General features: G+C 57.6%; 20 protein-coding genes and 1 pseudogene. 14 read left to right on the plus strand and 7 right to left on the minus strand.

Annotated features, from left to right (window positions below; genetic code table 11):
- Positions 1-12: 12 nt before the first annotated feature.
- From JZX87_RS10855 to JZX87_RS10875, 5 genes are all read left to right on the plus strand, one after another.
- The gene (locus JZX87_RS10855) at positions 13-777 is read left to right on the plus strand and encodes a sugar phosphate isomerase/epimerase family protein (RefSeq protein ID WP_206825381.1); all 765 of its coding nucleotides are present in this window, start codon (positions 13-15) and stop codon (positions 775-777) included.
- Positions 778-803: 26 nt separating this feature from the next.
- Positions 804-1,937, plus strand: a complete 1,134-nt coding sequence (locus JZX87_RS10860; protein ID WP_206825382.1) for a Gfo/Idh/MocA family protein — start codon at positions 804-806, stop codon at positions 1,935-1,937.
- Positions 1,938-2,005: 68 nt separating this feature from the next.
- Positions 2,006-3,055, plus strand: a complete 1,050-nt coding sequence (gene mgrA / locus JZX87_RS10865; RefSeq protein ID WP_206825383.1) for an L-glyceraldehyde 3-phosphate reductase — start codon at positions 2,006-2,008, stop codon at positions 3,053-3,055.
- Positions 3,056-3,316: 261 nt separating this feature from the next.
- Positions 3,317-4,936 (plus strand): glycoside hydrolase family 43 protein, encoded by a 1,620-nt coding sequence (locus JZX87_RS10870; RefSeq protein ID WP_206825384.1) that lies wholly within the window; start codon positions 3,317-3,319, stop codon positions 4,934-4,936.
- A gap of 151 nt (positions 4,937-5,087) precedes the next feature.
- The gene (locus tag JZX87_RS10875; RefSeq protein WP_206825385.1) at positions 5,088-5,444 is read left to right on the plus strand and encodes an RcnB family protein; all 357 of its coding nucleotides are present in this window, start codon (positions 5,088-5,090) and stop codon (positions 5,442-5,444) included.
- Between the two features lie 145 nt (positions 5,445-5,589).
- On the opposite strand, the gene JZX87_RS10880 is transcribed toward JZX87_RS10875, so the two are convergent.
- Entirely contained in the window at positions 5,590-6,567 is a 978-nt protein-coding gene (locus JZX87_RS10880) for a metal ABC transporter solute-binding protein, Zn/Mn family (protein WP_206825386.1), read from the minus strand.
- Positions 6,568-6,676: 109 nt separating this feature from the next.
- On the opposite strand from JZX87_RS10880, the gene JZX87_RS10885 reads away from it, so the two are divergent.
- The 3 genes from JZX87_RS10885 to JZX87_RS10895 are packed head-to-tail and all read left to right on the plus strand — an operon-like array spanning position 6,677 to position 8,860.
- Positions 6,677-7,615 carry an ATP-binding cassette domain-containing protein gene (locus tag JZX87_RS10885; protein ID WP_206825387.1) on the plus strand — a complete coding sequence of 313 codons (939 nt, stop codon included), beginning with the start codon at positions 6,677-6,679 and terminating at the stop codon, positions 7,613-7,615.
- Positions 7,608-8,435: a zinc ABC transporter permease subunit ZnuB gene (gene znuB / locus JZX87_RS10890; protein ID WP_183821763.1), complete on the plus strand. Its 828-nt coding sequence runs from the start codon at positions 7,608-7,610 to the stop codon at positions 8,433-8,435. Before JZX87_RS10885 ends, znuB begins: the two co-directional genes overlap by 8 nt.
- 8 nt (positions 8,436-8,443) lie before the next feature.
- Positions 8,444-8,860, plus strand: coding sequence for a transcriptional repressor (locus JZX87_RS10895; protein ID WP_183686938.1), 417 nt, complete (start codon positions 8,444-8,446; stop codon positions 8,858-8,860).
- Here the strand turns inward: JZX87_RS10895 and JZX87_RS10900 are convergent, their stop codons facing one another.
- The 4 genes and pseudogenes from JZX87_RS10900 to JZX87_RS10915 all read right to left on the minus strand — a co-directional run bounded on the left by JZX87_RS10900 (position 8,861) and on the right by JZX87_RS10915 (position 11,346).
- A complete protein-coding gene (locus JZX87_RS10900) occupies positions 8,861-9,394 on the minus strand; it encodes a gamma carbonic anhydrase family protein (protein ID WP_206825388.1) in 534 nt (177 codons plus the stop codon).
- A gap of 24 nt (positions 9,395-9,418) precedes the next feature.
- Positions 9,419-10,105 (minus strand): fumarylacetoacetate hydrolase family protein, encoded by a 687-nt coding sequence (locus tag JZX87_RS10905; RefSeq protein ID WP_206825389.1) that lies wholly within the window; start codon positions 10,103-10,105, stop codon positions 9,419-9,421.
- Positions 10,106-10,272: 167 nt separating this feature from the next.
- Positions 10,273-10,746, minus strand: a pseudogene (locus JZX87_RS10910) (glycosyltransferase 61 family protein); the annotation flags it as partial.
- A gap of 15 nt (positions 10,747-10,761) precedes the next feature.
- Positions 10,762-11,346: a hypothetical protein gene (locus JZX87_RS10915; RefSeq protein ID WP_206825391.1), complete on the minus strand. Its 585-nt coding sequence runs from the start codon at positions 11,344-11,346 to the stop codon at positions 10,762-10,764.
- Between the two features lie 437 nt (positions 11,347-11,783).
- Here JZX87_RS10915 and JZX87_RS10920 point away from each other — a divergent pair, with 437 nt between their 5' ends.
- Positions 11,784-12,086, plus strand: a complete 303-nt coding sequence (locus tag JZX87_RS10920) for a hypothetical protein (protein ID WP_148148874.1) — start codon at positions 11,784-11,786, stop codon at positions 12,084-12,086.
- 64 nt (positions 12,087-12,150) lie between these two features.
- Here JZX87_RS10920 and JZX87_RS10925 read toward each other — a convergent pair whose 3' ends face one another.
- A complete protein-coding gene (locus JZX87_RS10925; RefSeq protein ID WP_206825392.1) occupies positions 12,151-12,432 on the minus strand; it encodes a hypothetical protein in 282 nt (93 codons plus the stop codon).
- Positions 12,433-12,691: 259 nt separating this feature from the next.
- Between JZX87_RS10925 and dusA the strand changes: the two genes are divergently transcribed.
- Entirely contained in the window at positions 12,692-13,738 is a 1,047-nt protein-coding gene (gene dusA / locus JZX87_RS10930; RefSeq protein ID WP_206825393.1) for a tRNA dihydrouridine(20/20a) synthase DusA, read from the plus strand.
- Between the two features lie 148 nt (positions 13,739-13,886).
- Entirely contained in the window at positions 13,887-16,265 is a 2,379-nt protein-coding gene (locus tag JZX87_RS10935) for a bifunctional diguanylate cyclase/phosphodiesterase (RefSeq protein ID WP_206825394.1), read from the plus strand.
- Positions 16,266-16,325: 60 nt separating this feature from the next.
- On the opposite strand, the gene JZX87_RS10940 is transcribed toward JZX87_RS10935, so the two are convergent.
- Positions 16,326-16,733 (minus strand): hypothetical protein, encoded by a 408-nt coding sequence (locus tag JZX87_RS10940; RefSeq protein ID WP_206825395.1) that lies wholly within the window; start codon positions 16,731-16,733, stop codon positions 16,326-16,328.
- A gap of 991 nt (positions 16,734-17,724) precedes the next feature.
- On the opposite strand from JZX87_RS10940, the gene JZX87_RS10945 reads away from it, so the two are divergent.
- The 3 genes from JZX87_RS10945 to JZX87_RS10955 all read left to right on the plus strand — a co-directional run bounded on the left by JZX87_RS10945 (position 17,725) and on the right by JZX87_RS10955 (position 20,090).
- Entirely contained in the window at positions 17,725-18,063 is a 339-nt protein-coding gene (locus JZX87_RS10945) for a DUF6693 family protein (protein WP_206825396.1), read from the plus strand.
- Positions 18,064-18,272: 209 nt separating this feature from the next.
- On the plus strand, positions 18,273-18,941 hold the full coding sequence (locus tag JZX87_RS10950) for an NACHT domain-containing protein (RefSeq protein WP_206825397.1): 669 nt from the start codon (positions 18,273-18,275) through the stop codon (positions 18,939-18,941).
- A gap of 42 nt (positions 18,942-18,983) precedes the next feature.
- The gene (locus JZX87_RS10955) at positions 18,984-20,090 is read left to right on the plus strand and encodes an NACHT domain-containing protein (RefSeq protein ID WP_206825398.1); all 1,107 of its coding nucleotides are present in this window, start codon (positions 18,984-18,986) and stop codon (positions 20,088-20,090) included.
- Positions 20,091-20,096: the final 6 nt, after the last annotated feature.

Genomic DNA, 20,096 nt, shown 5'->3' on the forward strand with positions numbered 1-20,096 from the left:
AAGGAGGATGACATGACGACCTTTGGTTTCCAGCTTTATAGCGCCCGCAATTTCCCGCCGCTCTCGGACGTGCTGAAACTCGTGGCGAAAAATGGCTACAAGCATGTCGAAGGTTATGGCGCTCTTTATGCGACGCTGGACGAGGCGGGCCTCAAGGCGATGCGCGCCGAACTCGACGCCAACGGCCTCACCATGCCGACCGGCCATTTCGGCATCGACCTTCTCGAAAAGGAGCCGGAACAGGCACTGCTGATCGCAAAGACCCTCGGTGTCGAGGCAATCTATTGCCCGCATCTGGTCGCCGACCAGCGCCCGACCGACGCTGGCGGTTGGTTCGCCTTCGGCAAGCGGCTGGCTGAAGCCGGCAAGCGTTATCAGGATGCCGGCTATACATTCGGCTGGCACAACCACGATTTCGAGTTCAAGGCATTGCCGGATGGCTCCACCCCGCAGGAGCAGATCTTTGCCGGCGGTCCGGATCTCACCTGGGAAGCGGATATCGCCTGGGTCATCCGCGGCGGCGCAGATCCCTTCGCCTGGATCGAGAACTATGGCCGCAAAATCACCGCCGTCCACGTCAAGGATATCGCGCCGGCCGGCGAGAACACCGATGAGGATGGCTGGGCCGATGTCGGTCACGGCACTGTTCCGTGGAAGGATCTGATCGCCGCCTTGAAGGCGAAGACGTCGGCGAAATACTATGTTCTGGAGCACGATAACCCCAAGGATATCGAGCGCCTTGCCTCCCGCTCCATCGCCTCCTTCAAGACCTATTGATCTGACAAAATCTTCGGAGTTTCAAAATGACCAAGGAACTTGGCGTCGGCATCCTCGGATGCGGCAACATTTCCACCACCTACTTTTCACTGTCACCGCTGTTCAAGGGCATCAAGGTCCTCGCCTGCGCCGACCTGAACCCGGCCGCTGCCGAGGCGAAAGCCAAGGAATATGGCGTCAAGGCGCAGACGGTCGAAGAGCTTCTCGCCAATGACGAGATCGATGTAATCGTCAACCTGACCATTCCTGATGCACATTTCGCCGTCTCCAAGGCAATCCTGCAGGCCGGAAAACATGTCTATTCGGAAAAGCCGCTGACGGTGACGCTGGAAGAGGGCAAGGAGCTGCAGGCGCTTGGCCGCGAGAAAGGTCTCGCGATCGGCTGCGCGCCTGACACGTTTCTCGGCGGGGCGCATCAGCTCGCCCGCGCCTATATCGATGGCGGCGGGGTAGGGCGCATCACGTCCGGCACCTGCCACGTCATGAGCCCCGGCATGGAAATGTGGCACCCCAATCCGGGCTTCTTCTTCTTGAATGGCGGCGGCCCGATCCTCGATCTCGGCCCCTATTACATTGCCAACCTGATCAACCTCCTCGGCCCGGTAAAGCGCGTCGCGGCTTTGACCTCGATGGCGAACAAGACCCGCACCGTCACCAGCGAGCCGCTTAGCGGTACGATCATCCCGGTCGAAACCCCGACCAACATCCATGCATTGCTGGAGTTCGCGGAAGGCGCGACGATCACGCTCTCGGCCAGCTGGGATGTCTGGTCCCACCGCCATGCGAATATGGAGCTCTATGGCACGGAAGGCTCGCTCTACGTGCCCGACCCGAACTTCTTCGGCGGCGTGGTCGAGGCGAGCGGCCGGAACAAGGATATTCAGCCACTGAAGGATTGGGACCATCCCTTCGGCAAGGCCAATCAGGACCATCCGAACGGCCCGCGCGCCAACTACCGCACGGCGGGATTGGCCGATATGGCGGTGGCGCTGATCGAAGGGCGAGATATCCGCTGCTCGATCGATCGCGCGCTTCACGGTGTCGATGTCATGACCTCGATCCTGAAATCCGGTGCAGAAGGGAATTTCATCGCCACCACCACGACCTGCACGAAACCTGCGGCACTTGGCATAGATGAGGCACTGGCGCTTCTCGCCTGACCGGTTAAAACAGCATCCGGCGCCGGGAATGAGGTTCGGCGCCGGTTTCATTTGGAGGACTTTTCATCATGGCTTGGCTCCCGGCGGAAAACCGCTACGAAAGCATGACCTATAATCGCTGCGGCAAATCCGGCCTCAAGCTGCCGGCAATTTCGCTCGGCCTTTGGCACAATTTCGGTGACGACACGCCGCACCAGCGCAAGGTCGATATCTGCAAGAAGGCTTTCGATCTCGGCATCACCCATTTCGATCTCGCCAACAACTATGGCCCCAAGCCCGGCAGCGCCGAACTGGCCTTTGGCCAGATCCTGCGCGAGGAATTTTCCGGCCTGCGCGACGAACTGATCATCTCGTCGAAAGCCGGCTACAACATGTGGCCGGGTCCTTACGGTGAATGGGGCAGCCGCAAATATCTGATCGCCTCCTGCGACCAGAGCCTCAAGCGTATGGGCCTCGATTACGTCGACATTTTCTATTCGCACCGTTTCGACCCGGATACGCCGCTGGAAGAAACCTGTGGCGCGCTGGATCATATCGTCCGCTCGGGCAGGGCGCTTTACGTCGGTCTTTCCTCGTACAATTCGAAGCGCACCCGCGAGGCGGTCGAGATCCTCAAAGCAATGGGCGTACCGGTCCTCATCCATCAGCCGAGCTATTCGATGATCAATCGCTGGGTCGAGGAAGACGGTCTTCTCGATACGCTGGAGGATCTCGGCGTCGGCTCGATCGTCTTTTCGCCGCTGGCGCAGGGCATGCTGACCTCGAAATATCTCGGCGGCATCCCGGAAGACAGCCGCGCCGCTCAGGGCAAGTCACTGCGCCCGGCGTTCTTGAATGACAAGAACATCGAGAACCTGAAAGGCCTCAACGCAATCGCCGAACGCCGTGGCCAGACGCTGGCGCAGATGGCACTCGCCTGGGTTCTGCGCGGTGACCGCGTCACCACCGCCCTGATCGGCGCCAGCCGCCCGGAACAGGTCGAGGACTGCGTCAAGGCTCTCGAAAAGCGCGATTTCACGGCGGAGGAGCTGGCCGAGATCGACGGGTTCGCAAAGGAGGCCGACATCAACATCTGGGCAGCCTCGGCAGAACGTCAGGGGCCGGCACGGAACAAGTAGGCGGGAGATAGTTGCCCACGCTCTGTGCAAGAAGCTGCCCCTCACCCTAACCCTCTCCCCGCAGGCGGGGAGAGGGGACTTGCCACGGTGAACGTCAGCGAGAGGCGGAGAGGTGCGACTTGCGTCCTTCTCCCCGTCAGAACGGGGAGAAGGTGCCGGCAGGCGGATGAGGGGCAGCTCCGGTCGCCAACACAGACATCAAAAATTGCCATCAGGCGGTTGAGGAGCCGCCTCACACATTCTCTGGGAGGAGACACGATCATGATCCGCAACCCGATCCTGCCAGGCTTCAACGCCGACCCATCGATCTGCCGTGTCGGCGAGGACTATTACATCGCCACCTCCACGTTCGAATGGTATCCCGGCGTCCAGATCCACCACTCCCGCGATCTCGTCAACTGGACGCTCATCCGCCGCCCGCTGGAGCGAAAATCCCAGCTCGATATGCGCGGCAATCCCGATAGCTGCGGCGTCTGGGCACCGTGCCTCTCTTATGCCGATGGCCTGTTCTGGCTGGTCTACACCGACGTCAAACGTTATGACGGAAATTTCAAGGATGCCCACAACTACATCGTCACATCACCGACGATCGAAGGCGAGTGGTCCGATCCGGCCTATGCCAATTCCTCCGGTTTCGACCCGTCTTTGTTCCATGATGACGATGGCCGCAAATGGTTCGTCAACATGCAGTGGAACCATCGCACCGAAAGCTATGGCGGCGCCCCGAAACATCCGGCCTTCGACGGCATCCTGCTGCAGGAATGGGATACGGAGGCAAGCGCGCTGAAAGGCCCGATCACCAACATCTTTCCCGGCAGTCCGCTCGGTCTCGTCGAGGCGCCGCATCTCTTCAAGCGCAACGGGTGGTATTACCTGACAACGGCTGAAGGAGGCACCGGTTACGACCATGCGGTAACCATGGCCCGCTCGCGCACGATCGATGGGCAATACGAACTCCACCCCAACACCCATCTGCTGACGTCGAAGGATAATCCCGAGGCCGTTCTGCAGCGCTCCGGCCACGGCCAATATGTCGAGACACCGGATGGTGACGTCTATCACACCCATCTCTGCAGCCGGCCGCTGGCGCCCAACCGTCGCTCGCCGCTCGGCCGCGAAACCGGCCTGCAGAAATGCGTCTGGAAGGAGGACGACTGGCTTTATCTCGCTCAGGGCGGCCTCGTGCCGGATGTCGACGTCCCGGCTCCGACCGATGCCGAGCCAGCCGCAAAACCCGAACGTATCAATTACACCTTCGACGGTGGCACGCTGCCGATCGACTTTCAATGGTTGCGCACGCCTGAGCCGGATCGCATCTTCAGCCTCACGGCAAATCCCGGCCGCCTGCGTCTGATCGGCCGCGAAAGCATCGGCTCGTGGTTCGAGCAGTCCCTTGTCGCTCGCCGGCAGGAGCATCACAGGTTTCGGGCTGAAACCACGGTTGAGACCTTCGATCCCGACACCTACCAGCAGGCCTGCGGCCTGGCCCACTATTACAATCGGCACAAGTTCCACGCCCTAGTCGTCACCTTGCATGAAAAGCTCGGCCGCGTTGTGACGATCTTTTCCTGCCCTGGTGATTTTCCCCATGGCCGCATGCAGTTCCCGGCCGGCAGCGGTGTCGCCATCCCCGATGGCCCGGTGGAGCTTTCCATGGGAATCCGCGACAACGACCTGCAATTTTCGTGGCGTTCCGGCGGAACGAATGATTGGCAGCCGATCGGCCCCACCCTTGATGCCAGCGTAATATCGGACGAGGGTGGGCGCGGCGAGCACGGCTCTTTTACCGGTGCCTTTGCCGGCATGTTCGCCTTCGATACGTCTGGCCGGGCGAAATCAGCGGATTTCAGCCGCTTCTCCTATGAGGCGATTCCCGGCTGATCTTTGGAAGGGCTTGCGAATTCGTTAATTTTCACCATGAGAGCGTTACCGCAAGTCCATATTTTCATTACGCATATTTAATCTTACATTCATACGGCATTCATCGCTTGCGCCCTAATTCTCATGGTGTGTTCAACGCGAGGATTTAGCCATGAAGAAGTTCATTGTCGCACTTGTTGCCGCCACCGTTCTGGCCGGCCCGATCGCCACCGCAGCCCAGGCGCAGGATTGGCGCAATGACCGCAGCCGTCAGGTGGAGCGTCACGTCGACAAGCGGGTAGACAAGCGCGTCCATGTCGAAAAGAAGGTGGTCATCCACAAGCAGCGCTGGTCCAAGGGGCATCGTGCGACTGCAGCCGAGCGCCGTCGTATGGCTGATGTTCGCGACTACCGCCGTTACCGTCTGTCGGCTCCGCCGCGCGGCTATAAGTGGGTAAAGGTCGATAACGACTACCTGATGATCGGCATCGCCACCGGCGTCATCTCCAGCATCATCGCAGCGCGCTAAGAGCAATTCCAGCAAAGGTGGAAGCCGGCTTTGTGGCCGGTATTGCACCAGAAAATATGCGACCGGCGGGTGTGTCGTTAGGCACCCGCCGGTCATCTGCCCTTAAGGCCGGTCGTGAGGGGAAACTCGCAGCCCGGCCTTCACATTACTGCGACAGGCAGGTTTTCAGCGAGGTAGCGATACCGCGCATCATGTCGAAATAAAGTTCCGGACCTTCCTTCAGAGCGCCGGCCTCCGGATCCAGCACGCCGGATTTCGCCTTGCTGCCCTCCGTCACCACCTTCACCAGCTTCGGCTCGAACTGCGGCTCGGCAAAGACGCAGGTCGCACCCAGATCCTCGACCTTCTGGTGAATTTCCTTGACCCGTTCTGCACCCGGCATCGTTTCCGGGCTGACGGTGATCGAGCCGGCCACCTTCACGCCATAGCGATGCTCGAAATACTGATAGGCGTCGTGGAACACGATGAACGGCTTGTCTTTCACCGGTGACAGTTCGCGCTTCAATTCCGCATCCAGTGCGTCGAGCCTGCCCATCAGTTCGGCAGCATTCTTCTGATAGACGGCGGCGTGTTCTGCATCGGCCTGAACCAACTGCTTTTCGATTTCGACGGTCATCGCCTTGGCATTCATCGGGTCGAGCCACAGATGCACGTCATTGCCTTCATGGTCGTGATCGCCGTCATCCTCGCCATCGGCATGTTCTTCGCCGGCGCCATGGCTATGCCCGTGGTCATGGCCTTCCTCTTCCGCTTCCGGCTCGAACACGCCGCCTTCGCGGAATTTCAGCTTCGTCAGCCCCGGCGCATCTTCCAGCGTCACTACGCTTGCCTTCGAGCCCAGCGCCTCGAGGGGTTTCTCCAGAAATGCCTCCATGCCATGGCCAACCCAGAAAATCAGGTCGGCATTCTGCAATGCCGCCGCATTCGATGGCCGCATGTTATAAGTATGCGGGGAAGCTGCGCCCTCGACGATCAGTTTCGGCTCGGCAACGCCCTTCATCACCGAAGCGACCAGCGAATGGATCGGCTTGATCGACACGACGACATTCGGCTCGGCAGCAAAGGCGCAAGGTGCGGTTATCATCGCAGCCGAGGAAAGAAGGAGGGCGGCAGCAAATTTCATGGCATTCTTCCTTGTTTAGAGATGTAATGTTATTACATCAATTGCGTTATGCTATAACGTGTGCCAAGACGGTCGGCAAGAGGGCCGGTAACAGGAATTTTGAACCAAGATGCTGATGAGCAAGCGGGCCGCCCCGGCCGCAGATAACCGCCCGAAATCGAAGGAAACGCTGGTTTCTCTTTCCAATGCCGGTATCCGCCGCGATGGCCGCTGGCTTGTACGCGGCGTCGAATTCGATATTGCCCGAGGCGAGGTCGTCACTCTTATCGGCCCGAACGGCGCCGGAAAATCGACCACCGCCAAGATGGCGATCGGCGTTTTGAAGGCCGATGAAGGTTCTGTCACCCGCAAGCGCGATCTGCGTATCGGCTATGTCCCGCAAAAACTCGCCATCGACTGGACCATGCCGCTTTCTGTCCGCCGCCTGATGACGCTGACCGGCCCGCTGAAGGACACCGAGATCGCGACCGCTCTTGAGGCCACCGGCATTGCGCATCTCGCCAATTCCGAAGTCCGCCACCTCTCGGGCGGCGAATTCCAGCGCGCCCTGCTGGCCCGTGCGATTGCCCGCAAGCCCGACCTGATGGTGCTCGACGAACCCGTCCAGGGCGTCGATTTCGCCGGCGAGGCAGCCCTTTACGATCTGATCCGCACCATCCGCAACAAGACAGGCTGCGGCATCCTGATGATCTCGCATGATCTCCACATGGTCATGGCCGGCACCGATACGGTGATCTGCCTCAATGGCCATGTCTGCTGCCGCGGCACGCCGGAAGTCGTCAGCCAGAGTTCCGATTACATGAAGCTCTTCGGCGGCAATGCCCGCTCGCTCGCGGTCTATAACCACCATCACGACCACACCCATCTTCCCGATGGCCGGGTGCGTCACTCGGATGGCTCGATCACCGAACATTGCCATCCCGAAGACGGCCACCACCACGATCATTCAGGCCACGACCACGACCACGGCCATTCTCATGATCACGCCCACGGCGATCATGCCCATCACCAAGACACGCAGAAAGGTGAGGGCACCCGCCATGCTTGACGACTTCTTCATCCGCGCGCTGATCGCCGGCATCGGTGTGGCGCTGACTGCCGGTCCGCTCGGTTGTTTCGTCGTCTGGCGGCGCATGGCCTATTTCGGCGATACGATGGCCCATTCGGCACTGCTCGGTGTGGCCCTGTCGCTGTTCTTCGAAGTCAACCTTCTGATTGCCGTTTTCGGCGTTGCCATCCTTGTCTCCGCCATGTTGCTCTTGCTGCAGCGACGCCAGTCGCTCTCGGCCGATGCGCTTCTCGGCATCCTCTCCCATTCGGCACTGGCGATCGGCCTCGTTCTCGTCGCCTTCATGACCTGGGTAAGGATCGACCTTATCGCCTTCCTCTTCGGCGATATTCTCGCCGTCACGCCGTCCGATATCGCCCTCATCTGGGGCGGCGGCGCCGTTGTCGTCGCGGCGATCGTCTATCTCTGGCGCCCGCTCGTCGCCTCCACCGTCAGCGAGGATGTGGCGGAGGCCGAAGGCATGAACCCAGCGCGCACGAAACTCTTCTTCATGCTCCTGATGGCGCTTGTCATCGCCATTGCCATGAAGATTGTCGGCATCATGCTGATAACCTCGCTGTTGATCATCCCGGCCGCCACCGCGCGCCGCTTTTCGGCAAGCCCGGAATGGATGGCGGTGTTCGCGTCTCTCATCGGATCGGCTGCTGTCGTCGGCGGTCTTTTCGGATCGCTCACCTATGATACGCCGTCCGGCCCTTCCATCGTGGTCGCGGCACTCCTACTTTTCATATTAAGTCTGATTCCTGCCTTCGGTCGCACCGCTGCCGAACGGCCTGCAAACAAGGGAGTGCAAGGATGAACGCCCCGATCGTCAATCCGGCCCTGACAAAAAACCAGGCCTTGGTCTTCGATGCGTTGAACCGCGCCGAAGGCCCGATGAGCGCCTATACGATCCTCGACAAGCTGCGCGACCACGGCTTTCGCGCGCCGCTTCAGGTTTATCGTGCGCTCGACAAGCTGACCGAATTCGGCATGGTTCACCGACTGGAAAGCCTCAACGCCTTCGTCGCCTGCGCCCACCGCGAGCATGAGTGCTGCGGCGGCGCTCAGGGGCACGGCCACGGCACGGTCGCCTTCGCCATCTGTGAAAGCTGCAATCAGGTGATCGAATTCCACGATCACAAGGTCGATCATCAACTCGGCGACTGGGCCAAGTCGAAAGGGTTCAAACCGTCCAAGACGACGATCGAAATTCGCGGCCTTTGCGAAAAATGCGCGGCCTGATTAGGGCTTTATTTCTTTGAGATCCCGCGAAAACCGCTTCCAGTTTGCCACGTAACGCGCAGCCGAGGCCTTGAGCTTGGCGGCAGATTCATCGTCCAGCACGCGGATCGTCTTGGCGGGCGATCCGACGATCAGTGAATTGTCGGGAAATTCCTTGCCTTCGGTCACCAGCGCATTTGCGCCGACAAGACAGTTCCTGCCGATCTTCGCGCCGTTTAGGATCGTCGCCCCCATGCCGACCAGCGAATTGTCGCCGATCGTGCAGCCATGGATGATGGCATGATGCCCGATCGTGCAGTCGGAACCGATGGAGACCGGGAAGGCGGGATCGGTGTGCACCGTCACGCCTTCCTGAATATTGGAACGTGCGCCGATGGTGATCGGCTCGTTGTCGCCGCGCAAGGTCGCCCCGAACCAGATACCGACATCCTCATGAAGAATGACCTTGCCTATGACATTGGCATCCGGCGCCACCCAGTAACGGTCGGGGGCGGGAAGCGAAGGCAGGAAATCCCCGAGCGCATAGATCGGCATCACGTCACTCCCCGAGTGTTTCCGTCAGATGACGGACAGCGAAAGCTCGCCGACGCCAGCCACGCCGCAGGTGACCTTGTCACCCTTGACGATGGCGCCGACCCCGGCCGGTGTGCCGGTCATGATGATGTCACCCGGCGCCAGAACGAACTGTTTGGACAGTTCTGCGATGATCTCTGGCAACTTCCAGATCATCTGGTTCAGATTACCGTCCTGCTTGCGGGAGCCGTTGACGTCGAGCCAGATTGCGCCTTCCTGCGGATGGCCGATCTTAGAGGCCGGCACGAGTGCCGAAACAGGAGCCGACTTTTCAAATGCCTTTGCCACTTCCCAGGAACGGCCCATCTTCTTCATCTGGTCCTGAAGGTCGCGACGGGTAAAGTCGATGCCGACGCCATAACCGTAGACCTTGGACAGCGCGTCTTCGGCGGCAATATCCGCACCGCCGCCCGAAAGCGCCATCACCAGCTCCACCTCGAAATGCACGTTGGAGGAGAGCGGCGGATAGGGAAAGCTTTCGCCGTTATAGGCGTTGTCGGCATTTTTCTGGAAAAAGAACGGCGCTTCGCGGGAAGGGTCATGCCCCATCTCGATCGCATGGTCGGCATAGTTGCGGCCGACGCAATAGACCCGGCGCACCGGAAACTGTTCGGTTACACCGACCACATCGAGAAGCACGGATTCGGGGGCAGGGATCACTGTAGCGCGCATCTTGGGTATCCTTACATCACTGGAAAAACGCTGGGCCTTTGTCCATCAATTCGCCCGGTAATCCTAGAGATGAAGGAAAATAAATTCACATGCCGTCAGATGGATACGGCCGAAATGACCGTATCCGGTTGACCCCGCGCAGCACATGTCAGCAGATGCCCGCGTTATCAACCTGCCAGCATGATCGGTGCCTGATCGTGGTCGATCGGCTTTTCCAGCAGGTACAAGGCACGGTCTCTCAGGGCGTCGACAGTCATCGTCTCGCCGACCATCCAGACATGATAGTCATGAATACCCAGGCCATCGGCAAACATCAGGAACGAGCCGTCCCAATAATCGGGCGAATGCAGTTCCACCACCCGCTTGGTCTGCCAATAGACGAGATTGTACATGGCGCTTCCGTGATCGGCAAAAACCGTCTCGGCATTTCCGGCTGCGGCGAGATATTCTTCCAGCGAACGGCCCGCTGTCCTGATGATGGAGACGCCGGCAGCCGTCATTGCTGCCTCGATCAGCATGTTGTTCATCTGCCGTTGCGGCCCTTCGCCTTTTTCCCCCAGTCGCGAGAGATAGATGGCGCTGCCGGGGCGGGCGGGCTTGGGTGCCACCTTCAGGGCTTTACGAAGATTGTCGGTCTCCGCTGCGGTCCAGTAATGTCACGGACGTGTCTTGCTCAGAACGGTTGCTTGCGCAATCTCGACCGGTTCATCGATTGCGATTGCCTCGATACCTAGTCGTGCCAGGTCTCTTTTTACATAGGGTTTCGCCAGCCAGTGGCTCGGCAGGATCAGAGGATCGAGCGTTCCCAATCGATTGAGGGCTATCGCAAGCGACGACACGTGTTCTGACATCCAGTCGCCAAATGTCTTAGGCGTTTGCGCCTGCAGTATCGTACCGCGTTCAAGTCGCCGCGCCGGTCTGGATGGCTTGTCCAGAAGATGTTTGAGATTTACTTCCTGGAAGCTCAGGCGCCGTTCAAGCCGGCCATTTACCCAGCCCATGCCCTTTGCGGTATAAATGACATTTGACGCACTGCCGATCACGTTACGTGGAATATCGTATTTCAGCCGGTACTGGTTGAATTCCGTGCCCGCCATCGGCGGTATCTCGCCCGAAAAATTCACAGCTTCGCGTCTGCTGAAGCGCCTCTCATCTCGCGACCAGTTCCGATAATAACCAATCTGTTCGGCAATTGTGTAGACGACGGGCGCAATGTTTCGCTTGAAATGAGAAAAACCCACAGAACACCTTCCAGTGAAGCGCGTTTAAGATGATTATTTAGTTGTTTGTTACAGTATTATTTGGGGTTGGTGTCCGAATGTTATTCGGATGATTAATTTAATTGTCATTTTTATTAAATTGTTAGCTGTTGTTTATTTTGTTTTTTGTTTTGGTCTGTGAAAGGGGCGTGGTCTTGGGTGTCAGTGTGACTTGGGTACCTGAATTGCGGTCGGCGCCTGAATGAGTGATCCGCAAATTCCCGGACCGTGATACGGGAGTGAGTGACTTGCCGAAAGCGATAAGCTCGTTTCGAGCCCGTAAGTCATCGTCGGGGAGAATGCTGCACAGCGACCGGCCATCAGCAGTTGATCAGTTGTTCAGAAGGCTGCTTGCACTGGCTAGCGTTTCCGGCCAATGACTATTGTGGACTAAAACAGGACTAGAAGGTCAGTACCCAATGTCGAAACCGCCTAAACCGAACCAGCCGAAGTCGAAACAATCGAAGGAGCCTCAACTTGAGCACTCCGAATTTGCAGGCGAGTTCGAGGATGAAGGCGTCACTGTTCTGGTTGATATTTTTCGGGAAGCCGGCACCAATGGTGACTGGACGCTGGAAGTCATCAGCCAGACGGAGATCGTCACCACTTGGGAAGAAGACTTCGAAACCGATCAGGCGGCGTGGGAAGAATTCCTGGCAACGGCTGAGCGCGACGGGCTGAAGAGTTTTCTGGAAGAGGATGATACCCCCTCAGTACATTGAGTCTGCGCTTCAAGACTGCGGACGATATATCCGCAGTCTTCTCAGGCCTCTGGGCTGTCGTCGTTCAGCCGGGATCCGAACCGCCCTTTGATAATAAAAATGCAAAGCCTGCGATCAGCGCCAGCGCTCCGACAATTGCCCCGGTCGTTGCTCCCGGGTTCTGCCGAGCTGTATTTGAAAGCTGATAACCTTCATGGCGAAGCTGACGTACAGCTTGGCGAGCACGCGGCATTATATAGCTCGAAGCGTCGTCTGCCGAAGCACTGGCCTGTTTTGCCAAGGCAGCACGCAAATCTGCGAGCTGGGTTGTCAGGCGGTCGATATCGTTAGACAGATCGCGGTGCATTGATAGTCCTCGGTTGGCGTTGACGTGATGATGAACGGTCAGCGCGTGATACTGTTCCTTGCTCGTTGATATCTTTGCACGGCCTCGAACCTTTCTTTCCCTGCCGATCGCCTGTATAGCACCGCCATCTGGTCAGCCCTAAAGGTCTGAGCGGTTTCCCGGATAAGCCCGGCCTGGAGATCGGGTCATGAACTCCGGTTTATCCCCGAGGCGAAAGGGTGTGGCATAGTATTGTGTCACCCACGCGGAGAAAAAAGACGTGAGCTTTTACGAGACAGCGCTGGAAACGGGTCGAAAAATCTTCGCCGTCGCGCCGATGATCGACTGGACCGATCGACATTGCCGTTTTCTCCATCGGCAGCTTTCGTCAGATGCTCTGCTTTACACCGAAATGGTCGTGGCTGACGCAATCATTCACGGTCCACGCGAACGTCTTCTGTCGTTTTCAGCGCAGGAACATCACGTGGCACTGCAACTCGGCGGTTCGGATGCAGGCAAGCTCTGCGAAGCCATCCGTATAGCCTCCGATTACGGTTATGACGAAATCGGGCTCAATGTCGGCTGTCCGTCCGATCGTGTCCAGTCTGGCACGTTCGGTGCCTGTTTGATGCGCGATCCCGCTCATGTCGCTGACCTTGTCTCCGCGATGAAGAAAGTGTCTCCCGTTCCGGTTACGGTGAAATGCCGTATCGGTATCGATGACCAGGAGCCGCGCGATGTCCTGCCTGACTTTCTGGCCCGCATGATCGGGGCAGGGGCGGATGCAATCTGGATCCACGCCCGCAAGGCCTGGCTGCAGGGCTTGTCACCGAAGGAAAACCGCGAGATCCCGCCGCTCGACTACGATCTCGTCCACCGCATGAAGAGCGAGAACCCCAACGTGTTTGTCGGTATCAATGGCGGCATCTCCACTCTTGAGCAGGCTGAAAGCCACCTTTCGGTTATGGATGGCGTCATGCTCGGCCGCGCCGCCTATCAGAATACTGGTCTGCTGGCGGGGGTGGATGCCATGCTGGATGGTTCGAGTCCTGCAGGGGTCCTAACCCGTGAGACTGACTGGATGGGCCTGCGCGACACGATGATTGCCTATGCCGATGAGGTCATCGCCTCCGGCGGACGCCTGCATCATGTCACTCGCCACATGGTAGGCCTATTTCAGGGCTATGCCGGTGCCCGGCGTTTCCGCCAGATCCTGTCGTCCGAGGCGACAAAACCCGGTGCGGGTACGGAAATCATCACGGCAGCCTTCGCCGCCGTCGATCTTTCCGGCAACGCTGAGCGTGAGCCGGAACGAATCGCGGGATAGACCCCCAATAATTTATGGGTATTGGTGTATGTATCAGAATGCAACAGCCCTGCGTTGTTTCGTATTAGACATTTCTTAAATAGCGTACTCGTAATGTTCCAGCCCAGTGACGGTGAAATCAATCACCGCGTGGATCTGGTAGTGTATGATGTTCAAGGTTCTGGAATGCGTCGCGGTCCAGCACGATCACGCGCTGGTGGCTCTGGCAGCCGGCATCTGCGTCGTCGGCATGCTGGCGTTCTTTCTTATCCATCGCCGGGCAGTCGAATGCAGCGAGAAACGCCGAAAAATCTGGCTGCTCGTTGCGGCCGTCACCGGCGGGCTTTCGGTTTGGGCCACCCATTTCGTCGCCATGCTCGCTTATGAGGGCACGGTCGCCATCGAATTCGAACTGTTCCGCACCATCCTTTCCGCCGTCATCGCCGCTGTCGGTTTCTGGGCAAGCCTCAGGATCGCCGAGGGCGGCACGCTGAAGAGCGAGATTGCCGCCGGGATTGCCGCGACGCTGACGGTTGCGGCAATGCATTTCACCGGCACGGCATCGATCCGCGCCGCGGCGACGATCCGTCACGATATCGGCATGATCCCGGTCGCTGCCCTGCTGTCGATCGGCCTCGTGACCTTCGCCTTCCGAATGTCGATGCGCCGCAAGGGGCGCCGCGGCCTCTGGGCAGCTGTCGGGGCAAGCGTGTTGTCGATCTGCCTCCTGCATTTCTCCGCCATGTCGGCCACCACGCTCGTCCCAGATCCGTCGCTGCGGGAAGTGTCTCTGGATGGTGATGTCGGCCGAATCTGGATGGTCTGGGCGGTCTCCGTCGTCGTCGGCATGATCGTGCTGGCAGGCACGATCGCGAGCTTCCTCGACCGTTATCTCACCGACTTGCGCGGTTTCGCCAATGCGACGCTCGAGGGCCTCGCGGTCGTGCGCGAGGGTGTCATCATCGAGGCCAACGCCCGTTTTCCCGCCATGCTCGGCCTGCGTGATCGCGACGTCATCGGACGCTCGCCCGATGCGTTGATGGTGGCCGCCGACGGGATTTCGCTGATCGATGTGGAGCGCACCCGCGCGGTCGAGGCTGCCCCCCTGAAGGCGGGACCGTTGAAGCACGGCAAGGAGGCCTTTCTCGAAGTCGCGGTCCACACGATCGAATATCGCGGCCGCCAGTGCCAGGTGCTTGCGGTCCGCGATCTGACCGAAAAGCGCATCGCCGAACTCAAGGTCGAGCACATGGCCCGCCACGACGCGTTGACCGATCTGCCGAACCGTTCGCTGTTCAACGAGAGGCTCGACACCGCGATCGAAGTCGCGGGCGGCACCGGCGAGCGGCTGGCGGTGCTGGCGCTCGATCTCGACCGCTTCAAGGCCGTCAACGACGTGTTCGGCCATGCCGAGGGCGACAGGGTGCTGATCAGGGTCGCCGATATCCTGCGCCGCTGCGTCGGGGTGACCGACACGCCGGCCCGCATTGGCGGCGACGAATTCATCATCCTCCAGGCCGGCCTCGACCAGCCGACCGCCGCCTATCTCCTGGCCGACCGGATCCTCGACACGTTCCGCCAGGAGATGAACGTCAATTTCGACCCCAAGGCGGTCGGCGTCTCGATCGGCGTTTCGATCTTCCCGGAGGACGGCCGCACCGCCGACGAGCTGCGCAATGCCGCCGACATGGCGCTCTACAACGCCAAATTCAACGGCCGCGGCACCGCCGCCTTCTATTCCGCCGACATGGACGCCGACCTGCGCCAGCGCCGTCTCGTCGAAAGCGAGCTGCGCCACGCGGCCTTGCGCGACCAGCTGTCGCTCGTCTTCCAGCCGCTGTTCGACGCCTCGAACGGCACCTGCACCGGATATGAGGCACTGATGCGCTGGCACCACCCGGATCTCGGCCAGGTCTCGCCGGCAACCTTCATCCCGGTCGCCGAAGAAACCGGCATCATCGTCACGCTTGGCGAATGGGCACTGCGCGAAGCCTGCCGCACCGCTGCCTCATGGGATGACGGACTGGCGGTGGCGGTCAATGTTTCGGCAGTACAGTTCCGTTTCCCCGATCTGGTCGACACGGTCTCATCGGCGCTCACCGACAGCGGGCTCGAACCGCACCGGCTGGAGCTGGAAATCACCGAAACCTCGCTGATCGAAAATCGCGAGACGGTGCTTGCCATGCTGCAAAAACTGCGCGCGCTCGGCGTGATGATCGTCATCGACGATTTCGGCACCGGATATTCCTCGCTCGGCAACCTGCAGGCCTTTCCCTTCGACAAGATCAAGATCGACCGCAGCTTTATCTGGCAGATGGAGGAGGATGAAAGCGCCCGCGCCATCGTCAAGGCGATCATCGGGCTCGGAAAAAGCCTCGACCTGCCGGTCGTCGCCGAAGGCATCGAGACATTCGGCCAGCACCGCATGGTGATCGAGGAAGGCATCGAGCAGCTGCAGGGCTTTCTGCTCGGCAAGCCGAAAAGTGCCGGCGAAGTGGAAGTCCTCTCCGGCATCCGCCGCGTGCCGTCCTTCCGCAAGCGGGGATAGGCGAGGCGGCAAGGGCAGGGCGCTCGCCGCAGGTTAGGTGGAGGCGCCCGCCGCATCGCCTCAATCCTCCGCACCGGCCAGCCGATCGGCGACCGCCATCCGCTTCTCCCTTGCGCGCCTTGTGGCATCCCATCGCTTCGCCAGGTAGCGGTTCGCCACATTGCGGGCGATCGCGATCGCCAGATCGTCGCGCATCCGCTGCGGGCCGCTCTGGTCTTCGAAGAACGGGCCTTCCCAGCCGAGAAACTCCCTGGTGAAACGTGCGTCCTCGTAGAGGAAGTCGAATATCGCCCGCTGACCGGGATCGAGATTGCGCAGGCAGCAGGGTTCATTGGTCGCCTTGAAAAACCAGCGGCAGCGTTGACCGCGCCGACAGTTTCGGTGGCGGCATACCATCAGAGGCAAGGCCATCGCCTCGGCGGTACGCGCGGCAAGACGGGTATCGATCGGCGGCTTTTCACGGGACATGTTTCCCCCTTGGCGATCCTCGGTTTTCTCTTCGGTCAGGCCCGAAGAGGATTGAACGGACGGGGCGCCGAAAGCTGCCTCGTAAGTTGGTTTGTAAGTGACACCTCTCAGCGTCCCGTTCGGCAGTTTTTATCCGCGACTCCGGTCCCTCTGCCGTTGCCTGTCGGGATGGTGTTCGTCTGAACAGATGGAAAACGGGCGAAACGACTTATCGCCAACCCTCCATGTCGCCGCCGCCGGGCTTCCCGCTTTCACGAGCGGACTTAAAGCCCGGCGAAACCATCCTTGAGGCCACCATGTGTGCCGCACAGGCACATCCGACGCGCCGTTCGGGCATCAGAAGCGGCAGGCCGGTCCGAAAACCTTGCCGCTTCCCCCGTGTCGCCGGAGGGAGACCATTTTCCGCGGACCCCGGTGGTGACGGTTCACGTCGTCCCTCCACCCCCAGCGCCGATCCCGCCTCGCCGGCACGCCTGCCGGTGTATCCGTGACGGAATGAGGGGATTGTAGGCATGGGGCTGGAGGGTGGGGATGAAAGGGGAGGGGAGTTTGTGCAGTGTCTTCCTCTCCCCTTGCGGGAGAGGAAGGAAAATCAGCATCTTAGACCGAAGGATAAGTGCTAGATTTTTCAGGAGAGGCGCAATGTTGTCCCCGGCAGTGGACCCCTCACTTGCAATTTCTGAGATTTAGCTGACGCTAAGATCTCGAAACTGCTTTCTCTCCCGCAAGGGGAGAGATACCGGTGCCGGGCTCTCCGCGCCTACCTCTCCCCTTGTGGGAGAGGTTACAAAATCGAGATCTTAGCGTCAGCTAAATCTCAGATTTTGTTGGTGAGGGGATCCTTTGTGTTGGGCCGGTACAGATGCGCCTGCTCGCTGCCCTCGTCGAGGCCAATTTCCCCAACCTCGGAACTTTCGCCGCAATTGACACTCTGTCATCTTCTGTCACTGTGGCCGCGGGCAAGTATCATCATGTCGGGGGACAGGACGGAATGAACCAGGTATTGCAGGCGGCTCAGGTCGGGTCGCGGGCAGCGCGGTTGCGCTGCGAGTTTTCGATCGGCCAGTCCATCGGCCATGTCATCGTATGGGTCGTCCTGACGCTGATCACCTTCGGCCTCGCGCTCCTGGTCTTTCCCTATTACCTCAACCGGGCGGTGCTGAACCGCACCGAAGTGCTCGACCAGCAGGGCCGCCCGATCGGCAAGCTGCGCTGCAATTTCGACCTGATCTCCTCGATCGGCCACGTGATCATCTGGGGGATATTGATCCTCATCACCTTCGGGATCGCCGGTTTTTTTATCTCTACCGGGTGGTGCGGGTCGTGCTGAGCGATACGGTGATTGAGTATTATTGAGAAGTGACGGATCGGTTGCGCCAATGCATGTAGATATTAAAATATAGCGATAGAAATTATCTACACGTATGGTGATTTTTATTTCATGTAATGGGGGATTTGAAGATGTGTTTGAAATAGATATGTCCGTATAGTAGTTAGGAATAAAAATTACTTATAAAATGGCAGAATAATGGGTGTTACATGAGTGGTGCCGAAGAAGGATTGAATGCAGGGCTGTCTAACTCTGTTGCTCAGTTGGTTGAGAAAACGTTTTCCGGTTTGATTTCGTCATCCAAGGATGGTTTCAATTTGGCGAGATCTAGTTTCGGAATTGGCTTCAAGAAATACTTGGAAAGCACTCACCATAGATGTATTAAAGTTAAGACTTTGATATCGTCGTCCGAGCCCATTTTGCTTTCAGAGGCATATGAGCCTGCTGTTCTTGTCAGTGAGGACAAGGCGATGGCGATAGATGTGTTTTATGGAAAAATCGGAAAAACCGACAACTTCGCCTTGATAACGGCGATGCTCGGAGCTGGCAAATCGTTCAGTATGAAATACCTGTATTCTAAATTTTTCTTGGATGCCAAAAAGACTCGAGTGCCGATTTTTATAGAATTACGCCAAATCCCGTTCGGGCAGCAGGGGTTGATCGACCATATCGTTCAGCAATTAAGTCCGTTTATGGCATTTATTGATCAGAATGCTGTGGAATACGGATTGAGGGCGGGGATTTTTGCCCTTTTACTTGATGGCTTTGACGAGGTTTCGGAGAGTAACAGGTCGTCGGCCGAATCTGAGATATTGAGGTTGTCTAGGGATTATCCACGAAATGTTATAATTGTTTCTTCGAGGCCTGATAGTAATTGATTTATATCATGGCACTCTTTTCCTGAATATAATGTTAGGCCGATGTCTGTTTCTCAGCTTGAGAGCATGATCGGAAGAATGCGATATGATGAAACTGATAAGGCGATATTTGTTAAGAAAATAAAGTCAGGATTATTTGAAACGCATGAATCTTTGCTTTCGAATCCGCTTCTAGCATCGATGATGTTGCTGACATTCAAGGAATTTCAAGACGTTCCATCGAAAATGCATGTGTTTTATTGCACAGCATTTGATGTTCTTTACCGAAAGCATGATGCGACGAAGCCTGAATATTCTCGTGATTTTAAGTCAAGCTTAGAGCAGGATGACTTTAGGAAGGTTTTTACTGCGTTTTGTTTTTATTCATATTTGGATGATTATTACTCATTCAAAATGGAGAACGTTTTGCACTACGTATCTGGTGCGGCTGAGCAGGAGGAAATAGAGGTTTCGCCCTCTGATTATTACTATGATCTAAAGAATAATATGTGCATAATGCAGGAAGAGGGGGACGATATAAATTTTATACATCGATCATTTCAAGAGTACTTTTCTGCAATATATCTTTCTAGGAAGAGTATAGATGACAATGAAGGGTTTATTGATGAAATAATATCTACTCGCGGAAGATCTAGCGCGATAGATATGCTTATAAGTATCGACAGGCAGGAGTTCGAAAGAAAATATTTTTTGGCAAAAATGGCAGAGGTTTGTGATGATCTAAATGGTATGAAAACATTTAGAGAAAAATTAGACTTCTTCATGCCGCTTCTTGTTTTTAGAAAGATGAAGGATGAATTTGTTTGCGACACGCGAACGTTCTCAGCTTACTCAGGTTCTGCTTTAACAAAAATACTTATATCTCATTACAAATTGAATTTCTTGGAATGGGATAAATACAAATCAAAGAACTGGTACGGTAGGCTACCTAAATCTTTGAGTAAGATGAAAGATGGGGATGTTGAAGTTATGTATCCAATTCAGCTTCCCGTTTATTTGCTTAAGGCATTGGGACTCGATAAATATGTTTCTGACTTGGTTGCGGATACTAAAGACATAAGAGATGAAATAGTGGGGAGGCATGAAAGCAAGAAGAAATCCAGATTGATGTTGCGGCGTAATAAGTCCGACATAATTGGCGTAAATTGACGAACA

This window comes from Agrobacterium sp. Ap1 (assembly GCF_017313375.1).
Taxonomy (GTDB): Bacteria; Pseudomonadota; Alphaproteobacteria; order Rhizobiales; family Rhizobiaceae; genus Neorhizobium; species Neorhizobium cellulosilyticum.